At 68.0% G+C, this 13,681-nt stretch carries 15 protein-coding genes; 7 read left to right on the top strand and 8 right to left on the bottom strand.

Features of this window, described 5'->3' with window-relative positions; genetic code table 11:
• The first annotated feature begins 6 nt into the window (after nucleotides 1-6).
• The 6 genes from purS to N177_RS20105 all read left to right on the top strand — a co-directional run bounded on the left by purS (nucleotide 7) and on the right by N177_RS20105 (nucleotide 4,499).
• The gene (purS, locus tag N177_RS20130; protein ID WP_023434281.1) at nucleotides 7-246 is read left to right on the top strand and encodes a phosphoribosylformylglycinamidine synthase subunit PurS; all 240 of its coding nucleotides are present in this window, start codon (nucleotides 7-9) and stop codon (nucleotides 244-246) included.
• Nucleotides 247-411: 165 nt separating this feature from the next.
• Nucleotides 412-1,101 carry a phosphoribosylformylglycinamidine synthase subunit PurQ gene (gene purQ, locus N177_RS20125; protein WP_023434280.1) on the top strand — a complete coding sequence of 230 codons (690 nt, stop codon included), beginning with the start codon at nucleotides 412-414 and terminating at the stop codon, nucleotides 1,099-1,101.
• A gap of 20 nt (nucleotides 1,102-1,121) precedes the next feature.
• Nucleotides 1,122-3,341, top strand: coding sequence for a phosphoribosylformylglycinamidine synthase subunit PurL (gene purL, locus N177_RS20120; RefSeq protein WP_023434279.1), 2,220 nt, complete (start codon nucleotides 1,122-1,124; stop codon nucleotides 3,339-3,341).
• 21 nt (nucleotides 3,342-3,362) lie between these two features.
• Nucleotides 3,363-3,596, top strand: a complete 234-nt coding sequence (locus N177_RS20115; protein WP_023434278.1) for a BolA family protein — start codon at nucleotides 3,363-3,365, stop codon at nucleotides 3,594-3,596.
• Between the two features lie 59 nt (nucleotides 3,597-3,655).
• Nucleotides 3,656-3,994 (top strand): Grx4 family monothiol glutaredoxin, encoded by a 339-nt coding sequence (gene grxD / locus N177_RS20110; protein WP_023434277.1) that lies wholly within the window; start codon nucleotides 3,656-3,658, stop codon nucleotides 3,992-3,994.
• Nucleotides 3,995-4,145: 151 nt separating this feature from the next.
• Complete coding sequence (locus tag N177_RS20105; protein ID WP_023434276.1) at nucleotides 4,146-4,499, top strand: nuclear transport factor 2 family protein; 354 nt, start codon at nucleotides 4,146-4,148, stop codon at nucleotides 4,497-4,499.
• Nucleotides 4,500-4,532: 33 nt separating this feature from the next.
• Here the strand turns inward: N177_RS20105 and N177_RS20100 are convergent, their stop codons facing one another.
• From N177_RS20100 to N177_RS20070, 7 genes are all read right to left on the bottom strand, one after another.
• Nucleotides 4,533-5,606 carry a dipeptidase gene (locus N177_RS20100; RefSeq protein WP_023434275.1) on the bottom strand — a complete coding sequence of 358 codons (1,074 nt, stop codon included), beginning with the start codon at nucleotides 5,604-5,606 and terminating at the stop codon, nucleotides 4,533-4,535.
• A 31-nt stretch (nucleotides 5,607-5,637) separates the two neighbouring features.
• Entirely contained in the window at nucleotides 5,638-6,393 is a 756-nt protein-coding gene (locus N177_RS20095; protein ID WP_023434274.1) for an ABC transporter ATP-binding protein, read from the bottom strand.
• A complete protein-coding gene (locus tag N177_RS20090) occupies nucleotides 6,393-7,232 on the bottom strand; it encodes an ABC transporter ATP-binding protein (protein WP_023434273.1) in 840 nt (279 codons plus the stop codon). The genes N177_RS20095 and N177_RS20090 overlap by 1 nt, the downstream gene beginning before the upstream one ends.
• On the bottom strand, nucleotides 7,229-8,161 hold the full coding sequence (locus N177_RS20085; protein WP_023434272.1) for an ABC transporter permease: 933 nt from the start codon (nucleotides 8,159-8,161) through the stop codon (nucleotides 7,229-7,231). The genes N177_RS20090 and N177_RS20085 overlap by 4 nt, the downstream gene beginning before the upstream one ends.
• Nucleotides 8,158-9,138 (bottom strand): ABC transporter permease, encoded by a 981-nt coding sequence (locus N177_RS20080; protein ID WP_244444328.1) that lies wholly within the window; start codon nucleotides 9,136-9,138, stop codon nucleotides 8,158-8,160. Before N177_RS20080 ends, N177_RS20085 begins: the two co-directional genes overlap by 4 nt.
• A 91-nt stretch (nucleotides 9,139-9,229) precedes the next feature.
• Nucleotides 9,230-10,816 carry an ABC transporter substrate-binding protein gene (locus tag N177_RS20075; RefSeq protein ID WP_023434270.1) on the bottom strand — a complete coding sequence of 529 codons (1,587 nt, stop codon included), beginning with the start codon at nucleotides 10,814-10,816 and terminating at the stop codon, nucleotides 9,230-9,232.
• A gap of 142 nt (nucleotides 10,817-10,958) precedes the next feature.
• Nucleotides 10,959-11,537, bottom strand: a complete 579-nt coding sequence (locus N177_RS20070; RefSeq protein WP_023434269.1) for a biotin transporter BioY — start codon at nucleotides 11,535-11,537, stop codon at nucleotides 10,959-10,961.
• A 237-nt stretch (nucleotides 11,538-11,774) separates the two neighbouring features.
• On the opposite strand from N177_RS20070, the gene N177_RS20065 reads away from it, so the two are divergent.
• Nucleotides 11,775-12,533, top strand: coding sequence for an NAD kinase (locus N177_RS20065; protein WP_040486314.1), 759 nt, complete (start codon nucleotides 11,775-11,777; stop codon nucleotides 12,531-12,533).
• Nucleotides 12,534-12,538: 5 nt separating this feature from the next.
• Here the strand turns inward: N177_RS20065 and N177_RS20060 are convergent, their stop codons facing one another.
• On the bottom strand, nucleotides 12,539-13,660 hold the full coding sequence (locus N177_RS20060) for a DUF2336 domain-containing protein (protein ID WP_051402503.1): 1,122 nt from the start codon (nucleotides 13,658-13,660) through the stop codon (nucleotides 12,539-12,541).
• Between the last annotated feature and the right edge of the window lie 21 nt (nucleotides 13,661-13,681).

The following is a 13,681-nucleotide window of genomic DNA, read 5'->3' as shown; positions in this document are numbered from 1 at the left end:
GCTCCAGTGAAGGCGAACGTGACGATCACCCTGAAGAAGGGCGTCCTCGATCCTCAGGGCAAGGCCATCGAAGGCGCGCTGCACTCGCTCGGCTTCGACGGCGTCGAGAACGTGCGGCAGGGCAAGCTCATCGAACTGGAACTGCCCGAGACGGACCGCGAGGCGGCGCGCGCCCAGGTCGAGGCGATGTGCGAGAAGCTGCTCGCGAACACCGTCATCGAGAGCTATCGCATCGACCTCGTGTGAGAAGCCGCCCGCCGGATGGCCTCCCGGGTCCCGGATCAAGTCCGGGACACGCCTCAGCGGGGCGCGGGGCCGTGCCACGGGAACGAAATCGTGCCTCGGACTTGATCCGGGGCCCAGGGGCGGCACCAAACGGCGCCTGAACATCTTCACGTCGGTCCAGCGCACATGAAATCAGCCATCATCCTCTTCCCCGGCATCAACCGCGAGCGCGACATGGCGCGGGCCTTGAGGCTCGCCGGCAGCGAGGAGCCGGTCATCGTCTGGCACAAGGAGACGAGCCTGCCCCAGGTCGACCTCATCGTCCTGCCGGGCGGCTTCTCCTACGGCGACTACCTGCGCTGCGGCGCGATCGCGGCACGCTCGCCGATCATGCGCGAGGTGGTGGCGAAGGCGGAGGCGGGCACGCCGGTGCTCGGCGTCTGCAACGGCTTCCAGATCCTGATCGAGGCGGGGCTTCTGCCGGGCGCCCTGATGCGCAACCGCGAGCTGAAGTTCATCTGCCGCGACGTCCACCTCAAGGTCGAATCGAACGACACGCGCTTCACCCGGCAGTACGCCACCGGCGACGTGATCCGCGTGCCGGTGGCGCATGGCGAGGGCAACTATTTCGCCGACGACGAAACGCGGCGGCGCCTCGACGGTGACGGCCGGATCGTCTTCCGCTACTGCGAGGCCGACGGCTCGTTCTCCACGGAGGCGAACCGCAACGGCTCCGTCGACAACGTCGCGGGCATCCTCAACGAGCGCGGCAACGTGCTCGGCATGATGCCCCACCCCGAGGACCACGTGGAGCCGCACCAGGGCTCGACCGACGGCGTCGGCATATTCCGTTCGATCGTATCCGCCGCCGCCTGACCGACGAGCTTCCGCGCCCGATGAGCATCCCCAACGACATCAAGATCACGCCCGAGCTCGTCGCAGAGCACGGCCTGAAGCCCGACGAATACGAGCGGATCCTCGAGCTGATCGGGCGCGAGCCGACGATCACCGAGCTCGGGATCTTCTCCGCGATGTGGAACGAGCACTGCTCGTACAAGTCGTCGCGGGTCTGGCTCAAGACGCTCCCGACGGAAGGCCCGCAGGTGATCCAGGGCCCCGGCGAGAACGCCGGCATCGTCGACATCGGCGACGGCCAGTGCGCCGTCTTCAAGATGGAGAGCCACAACCACCCCTCCTTCATCGAACCCCACCAGGGCGCGGGGACGGGCGTCGGCGGCATCCTCCGCGATGTCTTCACGATGGGCGCACGTCCGATCGCGGCTTTGAACGCCCTGCGTTTCGGGGACCCGGATCATCCGAAGACGAGGCACCTCGTGTCGGGCGTCGTCGCCGGCATCGGCGGCTACGGCAACTCCTTCGGCGTGCCGACCGTCGGCGGCGAGGTGAACTTCCATCCCCGCTACAACGGCAACATCCTCGTCAACGCGATGGCCGTCGGCATCGCGGAGACGGACAAGGTGTTTTATGCCGCCGCCTCGGGCGTCGGGAACCCGATCGTCTATCTCGGCTCGAAGACCGGGCGCGACGGCATCCACGGCGCATCGATGGCGAGCCAGGAGTTCGGCGAGGATTCCGAGGAGAAGCGCCCGACGGTGCAGGTGGGCGATCCCTTCGCCGAGAAGCTGCTGCTGGAGGCCTGCCTCGAGCTCATGGAGTCGGACGCGGTGATCGCGATCCAGGACATGGGCGCGGCCGGCCTCACCTGCTCGGCGGTGGAGATGGGGGCCAAGGGCGATCTGGGCGTCGAGCTCGACCTCGACATGGTGCCCTGCCGCGAGGCTGCGATGACGGCCTACGAGATGATGCTGTCGGAGAGCCAGGAGCGCATGCTGATGGTGCTTCGCCCGGGCTACGAGGACCATGCGCGGGCGATCTTCGAGAAGTGGGACCTCGACTTCGCGATCGTCGGTCGCACGACGGACGACCTGCGCTTCCGCGTGAAGCATGGCGGCGACGTCATGGCCGACCTTCCGATCAAGGAGCTCGGCGACGAGGCGCCCTGCTACGACCGGCCCTGGACGGAAACGCCGCTGCCTGCGGAGCTCGGCGCGAGCGACGTGCCGGCGCCGAACTCGCTCGCCGAGGCACTCGTGAAGATGATGGCGTCGCCACACCTCTGCTCGCGCCGCTGGATCTGGGAGCAGTACGACCACCTGATCCTCGGCAACACGATGCAGCGCCCGGGTGGTGACGCGGCCGTCGTGCGCGTCGACGACGGGCCGAAGGCGCTGGCGATGTCGGTCGACGTCACGCCTCGCTACTGCGAGGCGCATCCCGAGACCGGGGGCAAACAGGCTGTCGCCGAGGTCTGGCGGAACATCACCGCGGTCGGCGCCCGGCCGCTCGCCATCACCGACTGCCTGAACTTCGGCAATCCGGAGCGGCCCGAGATCATGGGCCAGCTCGTCGGCGCGATCAAAGGCATGGGCGAAGCCTGCCGCGCCCTCGACTTCCCGGTCGTGTCCGGCAATGTCTCGCTCTACAACGAGACGTCGGGCAAGGCGATCCTGCCGACCCCTGCGATCGGGGGAGTCGGGCTTCTCGACGACATCGACCGGATGGCGACGATCGCGTTCAAGGGCGAGGACGAGGCGATCCTGCTCGTCGGTGAGACGAGGGGACATCTCGGCCGGTCGATCTTCCTGCAGGTGATGCACGACCGCGAGGACGGTGCCCCTCCCACGGTCGATCTCGCGGCCGAACGCCGCAACGGCCAGTTCGTGCGGGCGCTGATCCGCGACCGCTCCGCGACGGCGGTCCATGACCTCAGCGACGGCGGCCTGGCGGTCGCCGTGGCCGAGATGGCGCTCGCCGGCGGGATCGGGGCGACGCTCGACGAGGCGCCGGACGGCGTTTCCTCACACGCCTTCTTCTTCGGCGAGGACCAGGCGCGCTACGTCGTCACCTGCAGCCGGGGAAGCACGGCCCGCATCCTCGAGACGGCCGGCAAAGCGGGCGTGCCCATGTCGGCGATCGGCTGGACGGGCGGCGACGCATTGAACCTTGCGGGCGAAGATCCGATCTATTTGGATGAGCTGAGGCGCCGACATGAAGCCTGGCTGCCCGACTACATGGCCGGCTGGATAGAAGACTAGGAAACCCGGGGGAGCACCGTCATGCCGATGGACGCCAACGAGATCGAGAAGCTCATCAAGAGCCACATCCCCGACGCGAAGGTCACCATCCGCGACCTTGCCGGCGACAACGACCATTACGCCGCCATCGTCGTATCGGAAGCGTTCCGGGGGAAATCCCGCGTCCAGCAGCACCAGATGGTCTATCAGGCGCTGCAGGGGCAGATGGGCGGAGCCCTGCATGCGCTGGCGCTCCAGACGAGCGCGCCGGAATAGCTGCCCGGGGACATTCCGGAGCGGCCCGATGGCCAAGCCAAACGAAAGGTATTCTTGAGATGAGCGATATCAACGCCTGGATCGACAACGCCGTGAAGACGAACGACGTCGTCGTCTTCATGAAGGGGACGCCGAATGCCCCGCAATGTGGCTTCTCCGGCCAGGTCGTCCAGATCCTCGACTATGTCGGCGTGCCCTATCAGGGGGTGAACGTGCTCGAGGACGACCAGATCCGCCAGGGCATCAAGGACTACACGAACTGGCCGACCGTGCCGCAGCTCTACGTGAAGGGCGAGTTCGTCGGCGGCTGCGACATCGTACGCGAGATGTTCCAGTCGGGCGAGCTGCAGTCCATGTTCGCCGAAAAAGGGCTCGTCGCCAAGGAGCAGACGGCCTGAGGCGGGTCTCCGAGACCCGAGTGGAAAAGGGCGCCGCGGCGCCCTTTTTTCATACCCCCATTCCAGCGTTGGGAATGTTGGGATCATCTTCTTCCCGGCTCCTCGTTCCCGCCCTATGTTCCCGCTGCGGAAGATTCCGTAAGGGAAGCATATGCACACCGAGATCGAGCTCGTGGTCCGGGACTATCTGGACGGCATGAGCTATGCGGACGCGGAAAAGCTGCGGGCGGCGTTCCACCCGCGGGCGAGCGTGGTCGGCCGATGGGCGGGGCTGCTCGAGTGGCTCAGCCTCGAGGAGTTCGTGACCGCCTGCCTCGAGGCGCCCGCACTCCCGGCCGGCGCAGGGTACTACTCGCAGATCCTCTCGATCGACATCCTGGAGAACGTGGCCGCTGTGAAGCTCGAGGACGACTATCTCGGAAACCGCTTCACCGACTACCTCACGCTGATGAAGGACGATGGGCGGTGGCTCATCGTCAACAAGGTCTACCACCACCACGCCTGAAGGCGCCTGATGGGGCGGCTGCGACCTCCCCCCTCACGCGCCCCATGTGCGCTCGAGCACGTTCAGCCAATTCTCGTGACAGATCTTGCGGAGCGTCGCCTCGTCGTATCCGTGCCGGCGCATCGCCGCGACGAGCGCCGGGAGGCCCGCCGCATCCTTCATCGCCGCCGGAATCACGGCGCCGTCGAAGTCCGAGCCGAGGCCGACATGGTCGACGCCCAGGCGCTCGATCAGGTGGTCGGCGTGCCGCAGCAGGTCGTCGAGCGGCGTGTCCGCGATCATCCGGCCGTCCTGGCGCAGGAAGGCACAGGCGTAGTTGATGCCGACGATACCCCGCGACTCGCGGATGGCGTCCAGCTGCCGGTCGGTCAGGTTGCGCGAGTGCGGGGTGACGGAATGGGCGTTGGAGTGGCTGGCGACGAGCGGCTTGGTCGACTGCCGCGCGACGTCCCAGAAGCCCTTCTCGGTGATGTGCGAGAGGTCGATCATGATCCCGAGCCGGTCGCAGGCCTTCACGAGCCGCTCCCCCGCCTCGGTCAGGCCGGGCCCGGTGTCGGGGGACGAGGGAAAGCGGAACGGGACACCGTGGCCGAAGATGTTCGACCGGCTCCAGACGGGCCCGATCGACCGGAGGCCGGCCTCGACGAGGACGTCGAGCGCGTAGAGGTCCGGATCGATCGCCTCGGCGCCCTCGATGTGCATGACGGGTGCGAGGACGCCCCGCGCCATGCAGTCGCGGATCCCGGCTGCGGTCGTGCACACCTGCACCTGCCCGCGCGACGCCCGCTCGATCCGCACCAGCAGAGCGGCAAGGGCGAGCGTGACCGGCAGCGCGTCGGGGATCTTCACCTCCGGCGGCAGCGGCATGTCGTACTGCGTCTGCCGCATCGCCGCGTCGCCATCGCTTCCACGTTCCATGCCGGGCACGAAGATCGCGAAGAGCCCGCCCGCAAAGCCTCCCTTGCGGATGCGGGGCAGATCGAGGTGGCCCGTCACCTCGCCGTTCAGGAAGCGCTCCTCCGCGCCGACGGGCCCCTGCCGCCATAGCCGGAGGAGAACGTCGTTATGGCCGTCGAAAACGGGCATCAGGTCGTCGGAAGGCGCCATGAAACACTCCGGCTGAAGGAGATGACGGGACTCATGCGCCGGCGCGGGTGAACCCTTGCGTCGCGCGGATGAGAGTGCGGGTATAGTCGCTCGTGACCTCGCCCGAACGCAGCGCCTCGGCGGAGGTCTCCTCGACGGCGCCGCCGCGCCACATGACGAGCAATCGCTCGCACAGATGAGCGACGACGGCCAGGTCGTGACTGACGAGGATATAGGTCAGACCGCGCTCCGCGCGCAGGCGCTCGAGCAGATTGAGGATCTCGGCCTGCACGGACGCGTCGAGCGCGGAGGTCGGCTCGTCGAGGAGGAGGACGCGCGGCTCGAGGATGATGGCGCGGGCGATCGCGATGCGCTGCCGCTGCCCGCCGGAGAGCTGGTGGGGATAGCGGAAGCGGAAGGACGCGCCGAGCCCCACCTGCCTCAGCGCCTCGACGATCCTGTCCTTGCGGTCGCGCAGCCGGTGGATCGCCAGCGGCTCCGACAGGATCTGGTCGACCGTGTGGCGCGGGTGAAGCGAGCCGTAAGGGTCCTGGAAGACCATCTGGACCTGCGAATAGAAGACCTTGTCGCGCCGCTTCGGAACCTCCCGACCCGCGACACGGATCGTCCCACCGGACACCGGAGCAAGACCGGTGATCGCGCGAAGCACCGTCGACTTGCCCGAGCCCGACTCGCCGACGAGACCGAAGCTCTGGCCCTCCGCGACCCCGAAGGACACGCCGTCGACGGCGACCGTCCGCAGTGCGCCGGCTCCATAGACGACCCTCAGATTCTCGATCTCGATCATCACCGGGCCCAGGCGGGGTCGCGGGTGAGGACGGGAAGCGGATGCCGCGACACGTGAAGGTCTGGCAGGCAGCCCATCAGGCCGCGCGTATAGGGGTGCTGGGCGTTGCCGAGCTCCCCGGCCGCGAGCTCCTCCACCACCCTGCCCGCATACATTACGAGGACGCGGTCGCAGAACGAGGACACGAGACGAAGGTCGTGGCTGATGAAGATCAGCCCCATGCCGCGCTCCGCCACCAGCCGGTCGAGGATGCGAAGGATCTCGAGCTGCACCGTCACGTCGAGCGCCGAGGTTGGCTCGTCGGCGATCAGCAGGTCGGGATCCGTCACGAGCATCATCGCGATCATCGCGCGCTGGCCCATCCCGCCCGAGACCTCGTGCGGATAGAGCCCGAAGACCCGCTTCGGCTCGTGCATGCGCACCGCCTCCAGCATGTCGAGCGCCTTCTCCTCGGCTTCCCGCCATCCCGACCGGATGTGCGCCCGGTAGGCCTCGACGATCTGCTCGCCGACGGTCATCACCGGGTTCAGCGAGAATTTCGGGTCCTGCATGACCATCGTCATCCGCTGGCCGCGGAGCTGACGGAGGTCCCGCCGGCGCATGGACAGAAGGTCGCGCCCGTCGAAGGCGAGCTTCCGGGCGATCACCTCTCCCGGCGGCGGCGTCAGCCCGAGGATGGACCTGCCGGTCTGCGACTTGCCGGACCCGGATTCGCCGACGATCCCGAGGCGTTCGCGCCCGAGGCTGAAGGTGACGCCCCGCACGGCGTCCACCGTGCCGGTCGGCAGGTGAAAGCGGACGTTGAGATCCTCGACCTCCAGGAGCGGGCTGTCGCTCATTTCGCAGCCTTCGGGTCGAGAACGTCGCGCAGGCCGTCGCCCAGGAGGTTGAACCCGAGCGAGACGACGAAGATCGCGACGCCCGGCATGGTGGCGACCCACCACTGGTCGACGATGTAGCGCCGGCCGGAGGCGATCATCGCGCCCCATTCCGGCAGTGGCGGCTGTGCGCCGAGGCCGAGGAAGCCGAGGCCGGCCGCGGTCAGGATGATGCCGGCCATGTCGAGCGTCACGCGCACGATCACGGAGGACAGGCACAGCGGCACGATGTGCTTCCAGATGATGCGGCCCGAGGAGGCGCCCTGCAGCTGGACCGCGGCGATGAAGTCGGAATTGCGCACCGTCAGCGTCTCGGCCCTGGCGATGCGGGCGTAGGGCGGCCATGCGGTGATCGCGATGGCGATGATGGCGTTCTCGATCCCGGGCCCCAGCGCCGCGACGAAGGCCAGAGCCAGGACCAGCCTCGGAAAGGCGAGGAAGATGTCGGTGATCCGCATCAGCAGCGCGTCGATCCAGCCTCCCATGTAGCCGGCGACCGTGCCGACCAGAAGCCCGATCGGCATGGCGATCACCGTGACGAGTACGACGACGAGCAGCGTCAGCCGCGAGCCGTAGACGAGGCGCGAATAGATGTCGCGCGCCTGGTCGTCGGTGCCGAGCCAGAACTCGTCCCCGGGCGGCAGAAGACGCTGGGTCCTCAGGTCGCCGCCGACGATGGGATTGTGGGTCGCGAGCCAGGGCGCGAAGGCCGCCGCCAGAAGCAGCAGCACCACGATCGTGAAGCCCACCATCGCCAGCGGGTTTCGAACGAAGCTGCGCCAGCCGCGGTAGAGGTTGCCGATCCGCGCCTGCGTCCTGGACGTCGGCTCGGGATCGGTGAGCCAGCCGCGGATCCCCGGTTCGGCGGCAGGATCGTTCACGATCGTCATCGCTTGCGCGTCCTCGGGTCGAAGAGCCGGTAGAGAAGGTCGGAGAAGAGGTTGAGGGCCACGAATGCCGCCCCGATGACGAGCGTGCCGCCGAGCACGGCGTTCATGTCGGCGTTCTGGAGCGAGTTCGTGATGTATCGGCCGAGGCCCGGCCAGGCGAAGACCGTCTCGGTGAGCACGGAGCCCTCCAGGAGGTTCGCGTAGGAAAGCGCGATCACGGTGATGAGCGGCACCGCCGCATTCCTCAGCGCGTGGCGCCAGATCACGCGCCGCTCCGACAGCCCCTTCACCCGCGCCGTCGTGACATATTCCTGCGCGAGCTCGTTCAGCATGAAGGAGCGCGTCATCCGGCTGATATAGGCGAGCGAGAAGTAGCCCAGGATGCCCGCCGGCAGCACGATGTGCGAAACGGCGTTGCGGAACACGGCCATGTTGCCCTGAAGGAGCGAGTCGACGAGCACCATGTTGGTGACCGCCTTCAGCTGGTATTCGTAGACGACGTCGAGCCTGCCGGGACCGGCGGCCCAGCCGAGCTTGGCGTAGAAGAGCAGGAGCGCAAGCAGGCCGAGCCAGAAGATCGGTGCTGAATAGCCCACGAGGCCGATCACGCGCACGACCTGGTCGATCAGGCTGCCGCGCTTCACCGCCGCCAGCACGCCGAGCGGTACCCCGAAGATCGTGCCGATGAGCGTGCCCAGCGTCGCGAGCTCGATGGTGGCGGGAAAGAAGCGCGCGATGTCCTCGACGACGGGCTTCGTCGTCAGCACGGACCTGCCGAAGTCGCCTTTCAGGACATCCCCGAGATAGATGAAGAACTGCTGCCAGAGGGGCAGGTGGAGCCCCATCTCCTCGCGGACGCGGGCGTAGACCGACGGCGAGGCGCGATCCCCGACCACGGCCAGCACCGGATCGATGGGCACGACGCGGCCGATGACGAAGGTGACGGCGACGAGCCCCAGGAGGGTCGCCAGCACCATACCGACGAAACGGGCCACCGCCGTGGAGGTGGACAGGAGGGCGCGGCCGCGCCCTCCCCCCGTTGCCGTGTCGACCGAAGCCATCCGCCCGTCAGTTCTTGCTGGTCTGGGCGAAGGAGTTGGAGTCGAAGGACGGGCCGAGCACGAAGTTCTCCACCTTCGTGCGCATGGCGGCGTTCTCGATCTCCTGGAACATGATGACGAACGGCCCCTCGTCCATCACCGTGCGCTGCAGCTCCTCGTAGATCTCCGCACGCGCATCGGGGTCGCTTTCCAGCACGGCGCTCTGGGTCTTCTCGGTGAGCTCCGGGATGTCCCAGGCGTTGCGCCAGGCGAGCGGTTTCGCGGACGCATCGTCGGAATTGTCCGGATTGGCCGCGAACGTATCGGCGTTCGTGTGAGGGTCCTGATAGTCGGGGCCCCAGCGGCCGATATAGATGTCGTGCTGGCGCGCCCGGTACTTCGTCAGCGTCTGCTTGCCGTCGCCGGGGATGATCTCGAGGTCGACGCCCCCTTGCGCGAAGGTCTGCTGGATCGCCTCGGCCATGCCGGTGATGTCCGGCGTGTTGCGCGTGTCCATCGTCACGCTGAAGCCGTCGGCGAGGCCCGCCTCTGCCAGAAGCTCCTTGGCCTTGTCGACGTCGAGCGCGAACGGGGTTTCGTTGACGGCACCCAGGAAACCTTCCGGGAGGAAGGCCTGGTGGACCTTCACACGGTCCTTCATGATGGTGTCGGCGATGGCCTCGTAGTCGACGAGGTACTTCAGAGCCTGGCGAACTTCGGGCTTCGCGAGGTTCTCGTTCTTCTGGTTGAGCCCGAGATAGTAGACCGCGCCCTTCACGTTGCTCTCGACCTTGATGTCGTCGCGAGAGGCAACCGACGCGAGATCCTCCGGGCTGAGGTTGCGCGCGATGTCGACGTCGCCCTGCTCGAGCAGCAGGCGCTGCGTGGAGCCTTCGGGGACGTGCTGGTAGATCACCCGGGCGAGCGGCGCAGGCTCGGAATAGTTGTCGTTCCGCTCCAGCACGACCGCCTGGTTGGCGCTCCAGTTGACGATCGCGTAGGGCCCGGAGCCGGCGTAGTTCGTCTTCATCCACTCGTGGCCGAGGTCGCCATCCTGCTCGTGCTCCATCACGAGGGCCTTGTCGACGACGGAGGCGACGGTCGCCGTCATGCAGTAGAGCACGAAGGTCGGCGCATAGGCCTGGTCCATCTCGAAGGTGAGCTCGTAGTCGCCCGTCTGCTGGATCTTCTCCTCGACATTCTCCTTCGTCAGGCCGAACTGACCCAGGATGAAGGCCGGCGACAGGTCGAGCTTCACGGCGCGCTGGAGCGAGAAGACGACGTCCTCGGCGGTCAGGTCATTGCCGGACGCGAATTTCTTCCCTTCGCGGATCTTGAAGGTGATCGTCTTCCCGTCCTCGGAAACGTCCCAGGATTCGGCGACGACGCCGAACATGTCCGAGACGTTCTCAAGGTCGTATCCGATCAGGCGCTCGTAGGAGTTGCCGATCATCTCCGCCGAGGAGAATTCGAAGACCTCGGCCGGATCGAGCGAGATGATGTCGTCGAACTGCCACGCGATCACGAGTGTGTCGTCCGGAGTTTCTGCCTTGGCGCCGGGCACGGCGGCCGCGAAAAGCGCGGCAGCCAGTGCGAGCGAACGGAAATGCTTCATCTACCCTTGCCTCCCAATGACGCATGGTGCCGGATGCGGCAGATGCGACTATGGGGGTCTCCCCCGACCGGTGTCCAGATGCCGCCGGGGGAGCTCGTCGAAGCTTCCGATCCGTGGAGCGCAGGCCCGGATCGCGGCGGCTCTAGCGCCGCGAGAGGGCCTTCCAGGCGAGCGGCAGGCTCGCCATGGCCAGGGCGACCTTCAGCGCCTCGCCCGGAAGGAACGGCACGAGCCCCCCGGCGATGGCCTTCTCCACACCGATCAGCGTCGCGAGCCAGCCGAGGCCAAGCGCGAAGATGGCGATGTTTCCGAGGAGGAACATGGCGAGCGCCGAAACGAAGCGCCGCCCAAACCCGCGATCGGCGAGGACTCCGGTGACGGCCGCGGCCGCGAGGAAGCCCAGGAGATAGCCGCCGGTGGGGCCGGCCAGGTAGGCGAGCCCTGCGCCGCCCGCGAAGACGGGCAGGCCGATCGCGCCCTGGGCGAGATAGGCGGCGACCGACGCAGCGCCGAGCCGGAAGCCGAGCACGGCGCCGAGCATGAGCGCGACATAGGTCTGCATGGTGATCGGCACCGGCCAGAACGGCACCTGGATCTTCGCCGAGATCGTCATCAGCGCGCTGCCGACGAGCACGATCGCGATGTTGCGCATGACCCGGCCGTCGGCCCGCGCCGGCCAGATCCGGTCGATGAGTGTCGTTCCCGTCGCGTCGATCGCCATCACGTGTCTCCTGCTCTCGGCAGCCGCCGGCACGGCGGCGCCCAATACCGTCCATCCTGCTCTATGCCCCGAGCGGGCCCTGCCGCAAGCCGATACCGACAGAGGCGTGCCCCCATGAACGACCAGGACGTCGTCACGCGGTTCTCAGCCACCTGCTGCCGTGTATAGTCGCGGGCCCCGACGCCTGGCTCCCGAGAGAGGCCGACAGTGACATCCGAATCCGAGCCCTCCAGCCCGATGAAGCTCGCCTTCGTGGCCAGCCCCATGCCGGAGGCCATGGAAGCCGCGCGGCATCTCGAGGAACGATACGGCGCGTCCTCACCCGAGGAGGCCGACGTGATCGTGGCGCTCGGTGGCGACGGGCTGATGCTGCAGGTCCTCCACCGCTACATGGACGGCGGCCGACCGATCTACGGCATGCACCGGGGCTCGGTCGGCTTCCTCATGAACGACTACGAGGAGGACGGCCTGATCGACCGCATCCGGCAGGCCGAGCGCAGCATCATCCACCCTCTGCTCATGCGCGTGACCGATCTCGAGGGCGAGGAGCACACCGCCCTCGCCATCAACGAGGTCCACATGCTGCGCCAGACCTTCCAGGCCGCCAAGCTGCGCGTGATGGTGGACGGCAAGGTCCGGCTGCCGGAGCTCATCTGCGACGGCATACTGGTGGCGACGCCGGCAGGCTCGACGGCCTACAACCTCTCGGCGCACGGGCCGATCATCCCGATCGACGCCCCGATGCTCGCCCTCACGCCCATCAGCCCCTTCCGGCCGCGGCGCTGGCGCGGCGCGCTCCTGCCGAACGAGGCGAAGATCGCCATCGACGTGATGGAGGCGGACAAGCGCCCGGTGAACGCGGTGGCCGACCACACCGAGTTCCGCTCGGTCCTGCGGGTCGAGGTCCAGGAATCGCACGCCCACAAGGCGATCATGCTGTTCGACCACGGCCACAACCTGCGCGAGCGCATCCTCGCCGAACAGTTCGGATACTGAGCCGCTCAGGCGGCGTGGAAATATCCCCCGGTTCCGGCACGTGCGGCCATAAGCGCATGCTCGTGCGCCAGCCGCGAGAGCGCGTGGCGCACCATTTCGCTGCCCTCCTCCACGGCATCCCGGCAGAGATGCAGGGCCGCCTCCACGTCCGCCTCCCCCGGCCTCGCGCCGCGCTGGCAGGCCTGCAGGAGCCGCGTGAAGGGCGGGAGAGCGAAGGCCGGCAGGCCGGCGCGCCGCCAGATCGAGCGGAGCGAAGCGTCGCTCGGATCCTGCAGCAGGGCCTGAACGCGGCGCAGCGGCAGGTCCGCCAGGAGGCTGAGGGCTTCCGCGACGAGCGGCAGGTTCCCGCCCGCCAGGGCCCGGATCAGGACCGTGGGGCCGAGACGGTCCGCATCGTGAAGGGCAGCGACGTGCTGGCGCAGCGCCTTCTCGCCGCAGGAGCCGGCAAGCTCGACCGCGGCCTTGTCGCGCGCGTCCGACAGGATCCGGCGGGTCTTGTCCCTGGAGAGGTAGGCGAGGATGAGCGGGCTCTCCTGCAGCTCCTCCGAAAGGCCGTCGACGAGCATCTGGCGGAGCACAGGCGGCAGGTCGTCGCGCTCGAGCAGCGCGTTGCGCACGCTGCCGTCCCGCCGGTGGCGCTCGACGAGCCGCCGGAAGCTCGAACTGGCGATCATCGCGCCCGGGTTCTCGAGGAGCGCGAGGCAGCAGCGGGGCCCAGACACCTCGATCAGCGCCGCCGACAGCGGCACGCCGACATGCGGACGCCCGGCGACCGCCATCCGCTGCGCCTCGTCGAACCCGTCGACGAGCGCGACGAGGTCCTCGTCCGCCAGGAGAGGCGAGGAGCGCAGGAGCGGCTCGGCGATGTCCGGGCGGTCGGCGAGAAGCGCGCGCACCAGGCTGCGCGGCGCCCGGCTCGCCGGGGCGATGGCCTGGGCGAGCGCGCGCCTGACGCGCGGGGCGGGATCGTCGAGGATGACGAGGAAGGTGCGCTCGATATCGGTGCGCTGCTCGTCGTCGAGCTCCACCTCGACATAGACCCGAGCGAGAGCCCTGACGATCTCGGCACGCTCCTCCGGGCTTCCCTGCGCCAGCCTGTCGAGAAAACGCCTAACGAGCATGCTCATCCGCTCCGTCACCCTCGGAAG

The sequence above is a fragment of the Lutibaculum baratangense AMV1 genome (assembly GCF_000496075.1).
GTDB lineage: Bacteria > Pseudomonadota > Alphaproteobacteria > Rhizobiales > Tepidamorphaceae > Lutibaculum > Lutibaculum baratangense.
The sequence above is the reverse complement of the archived record's forward strand: the minus strand, read 5'-3'. Positions and strand labels throughout refer to the sequence as shown.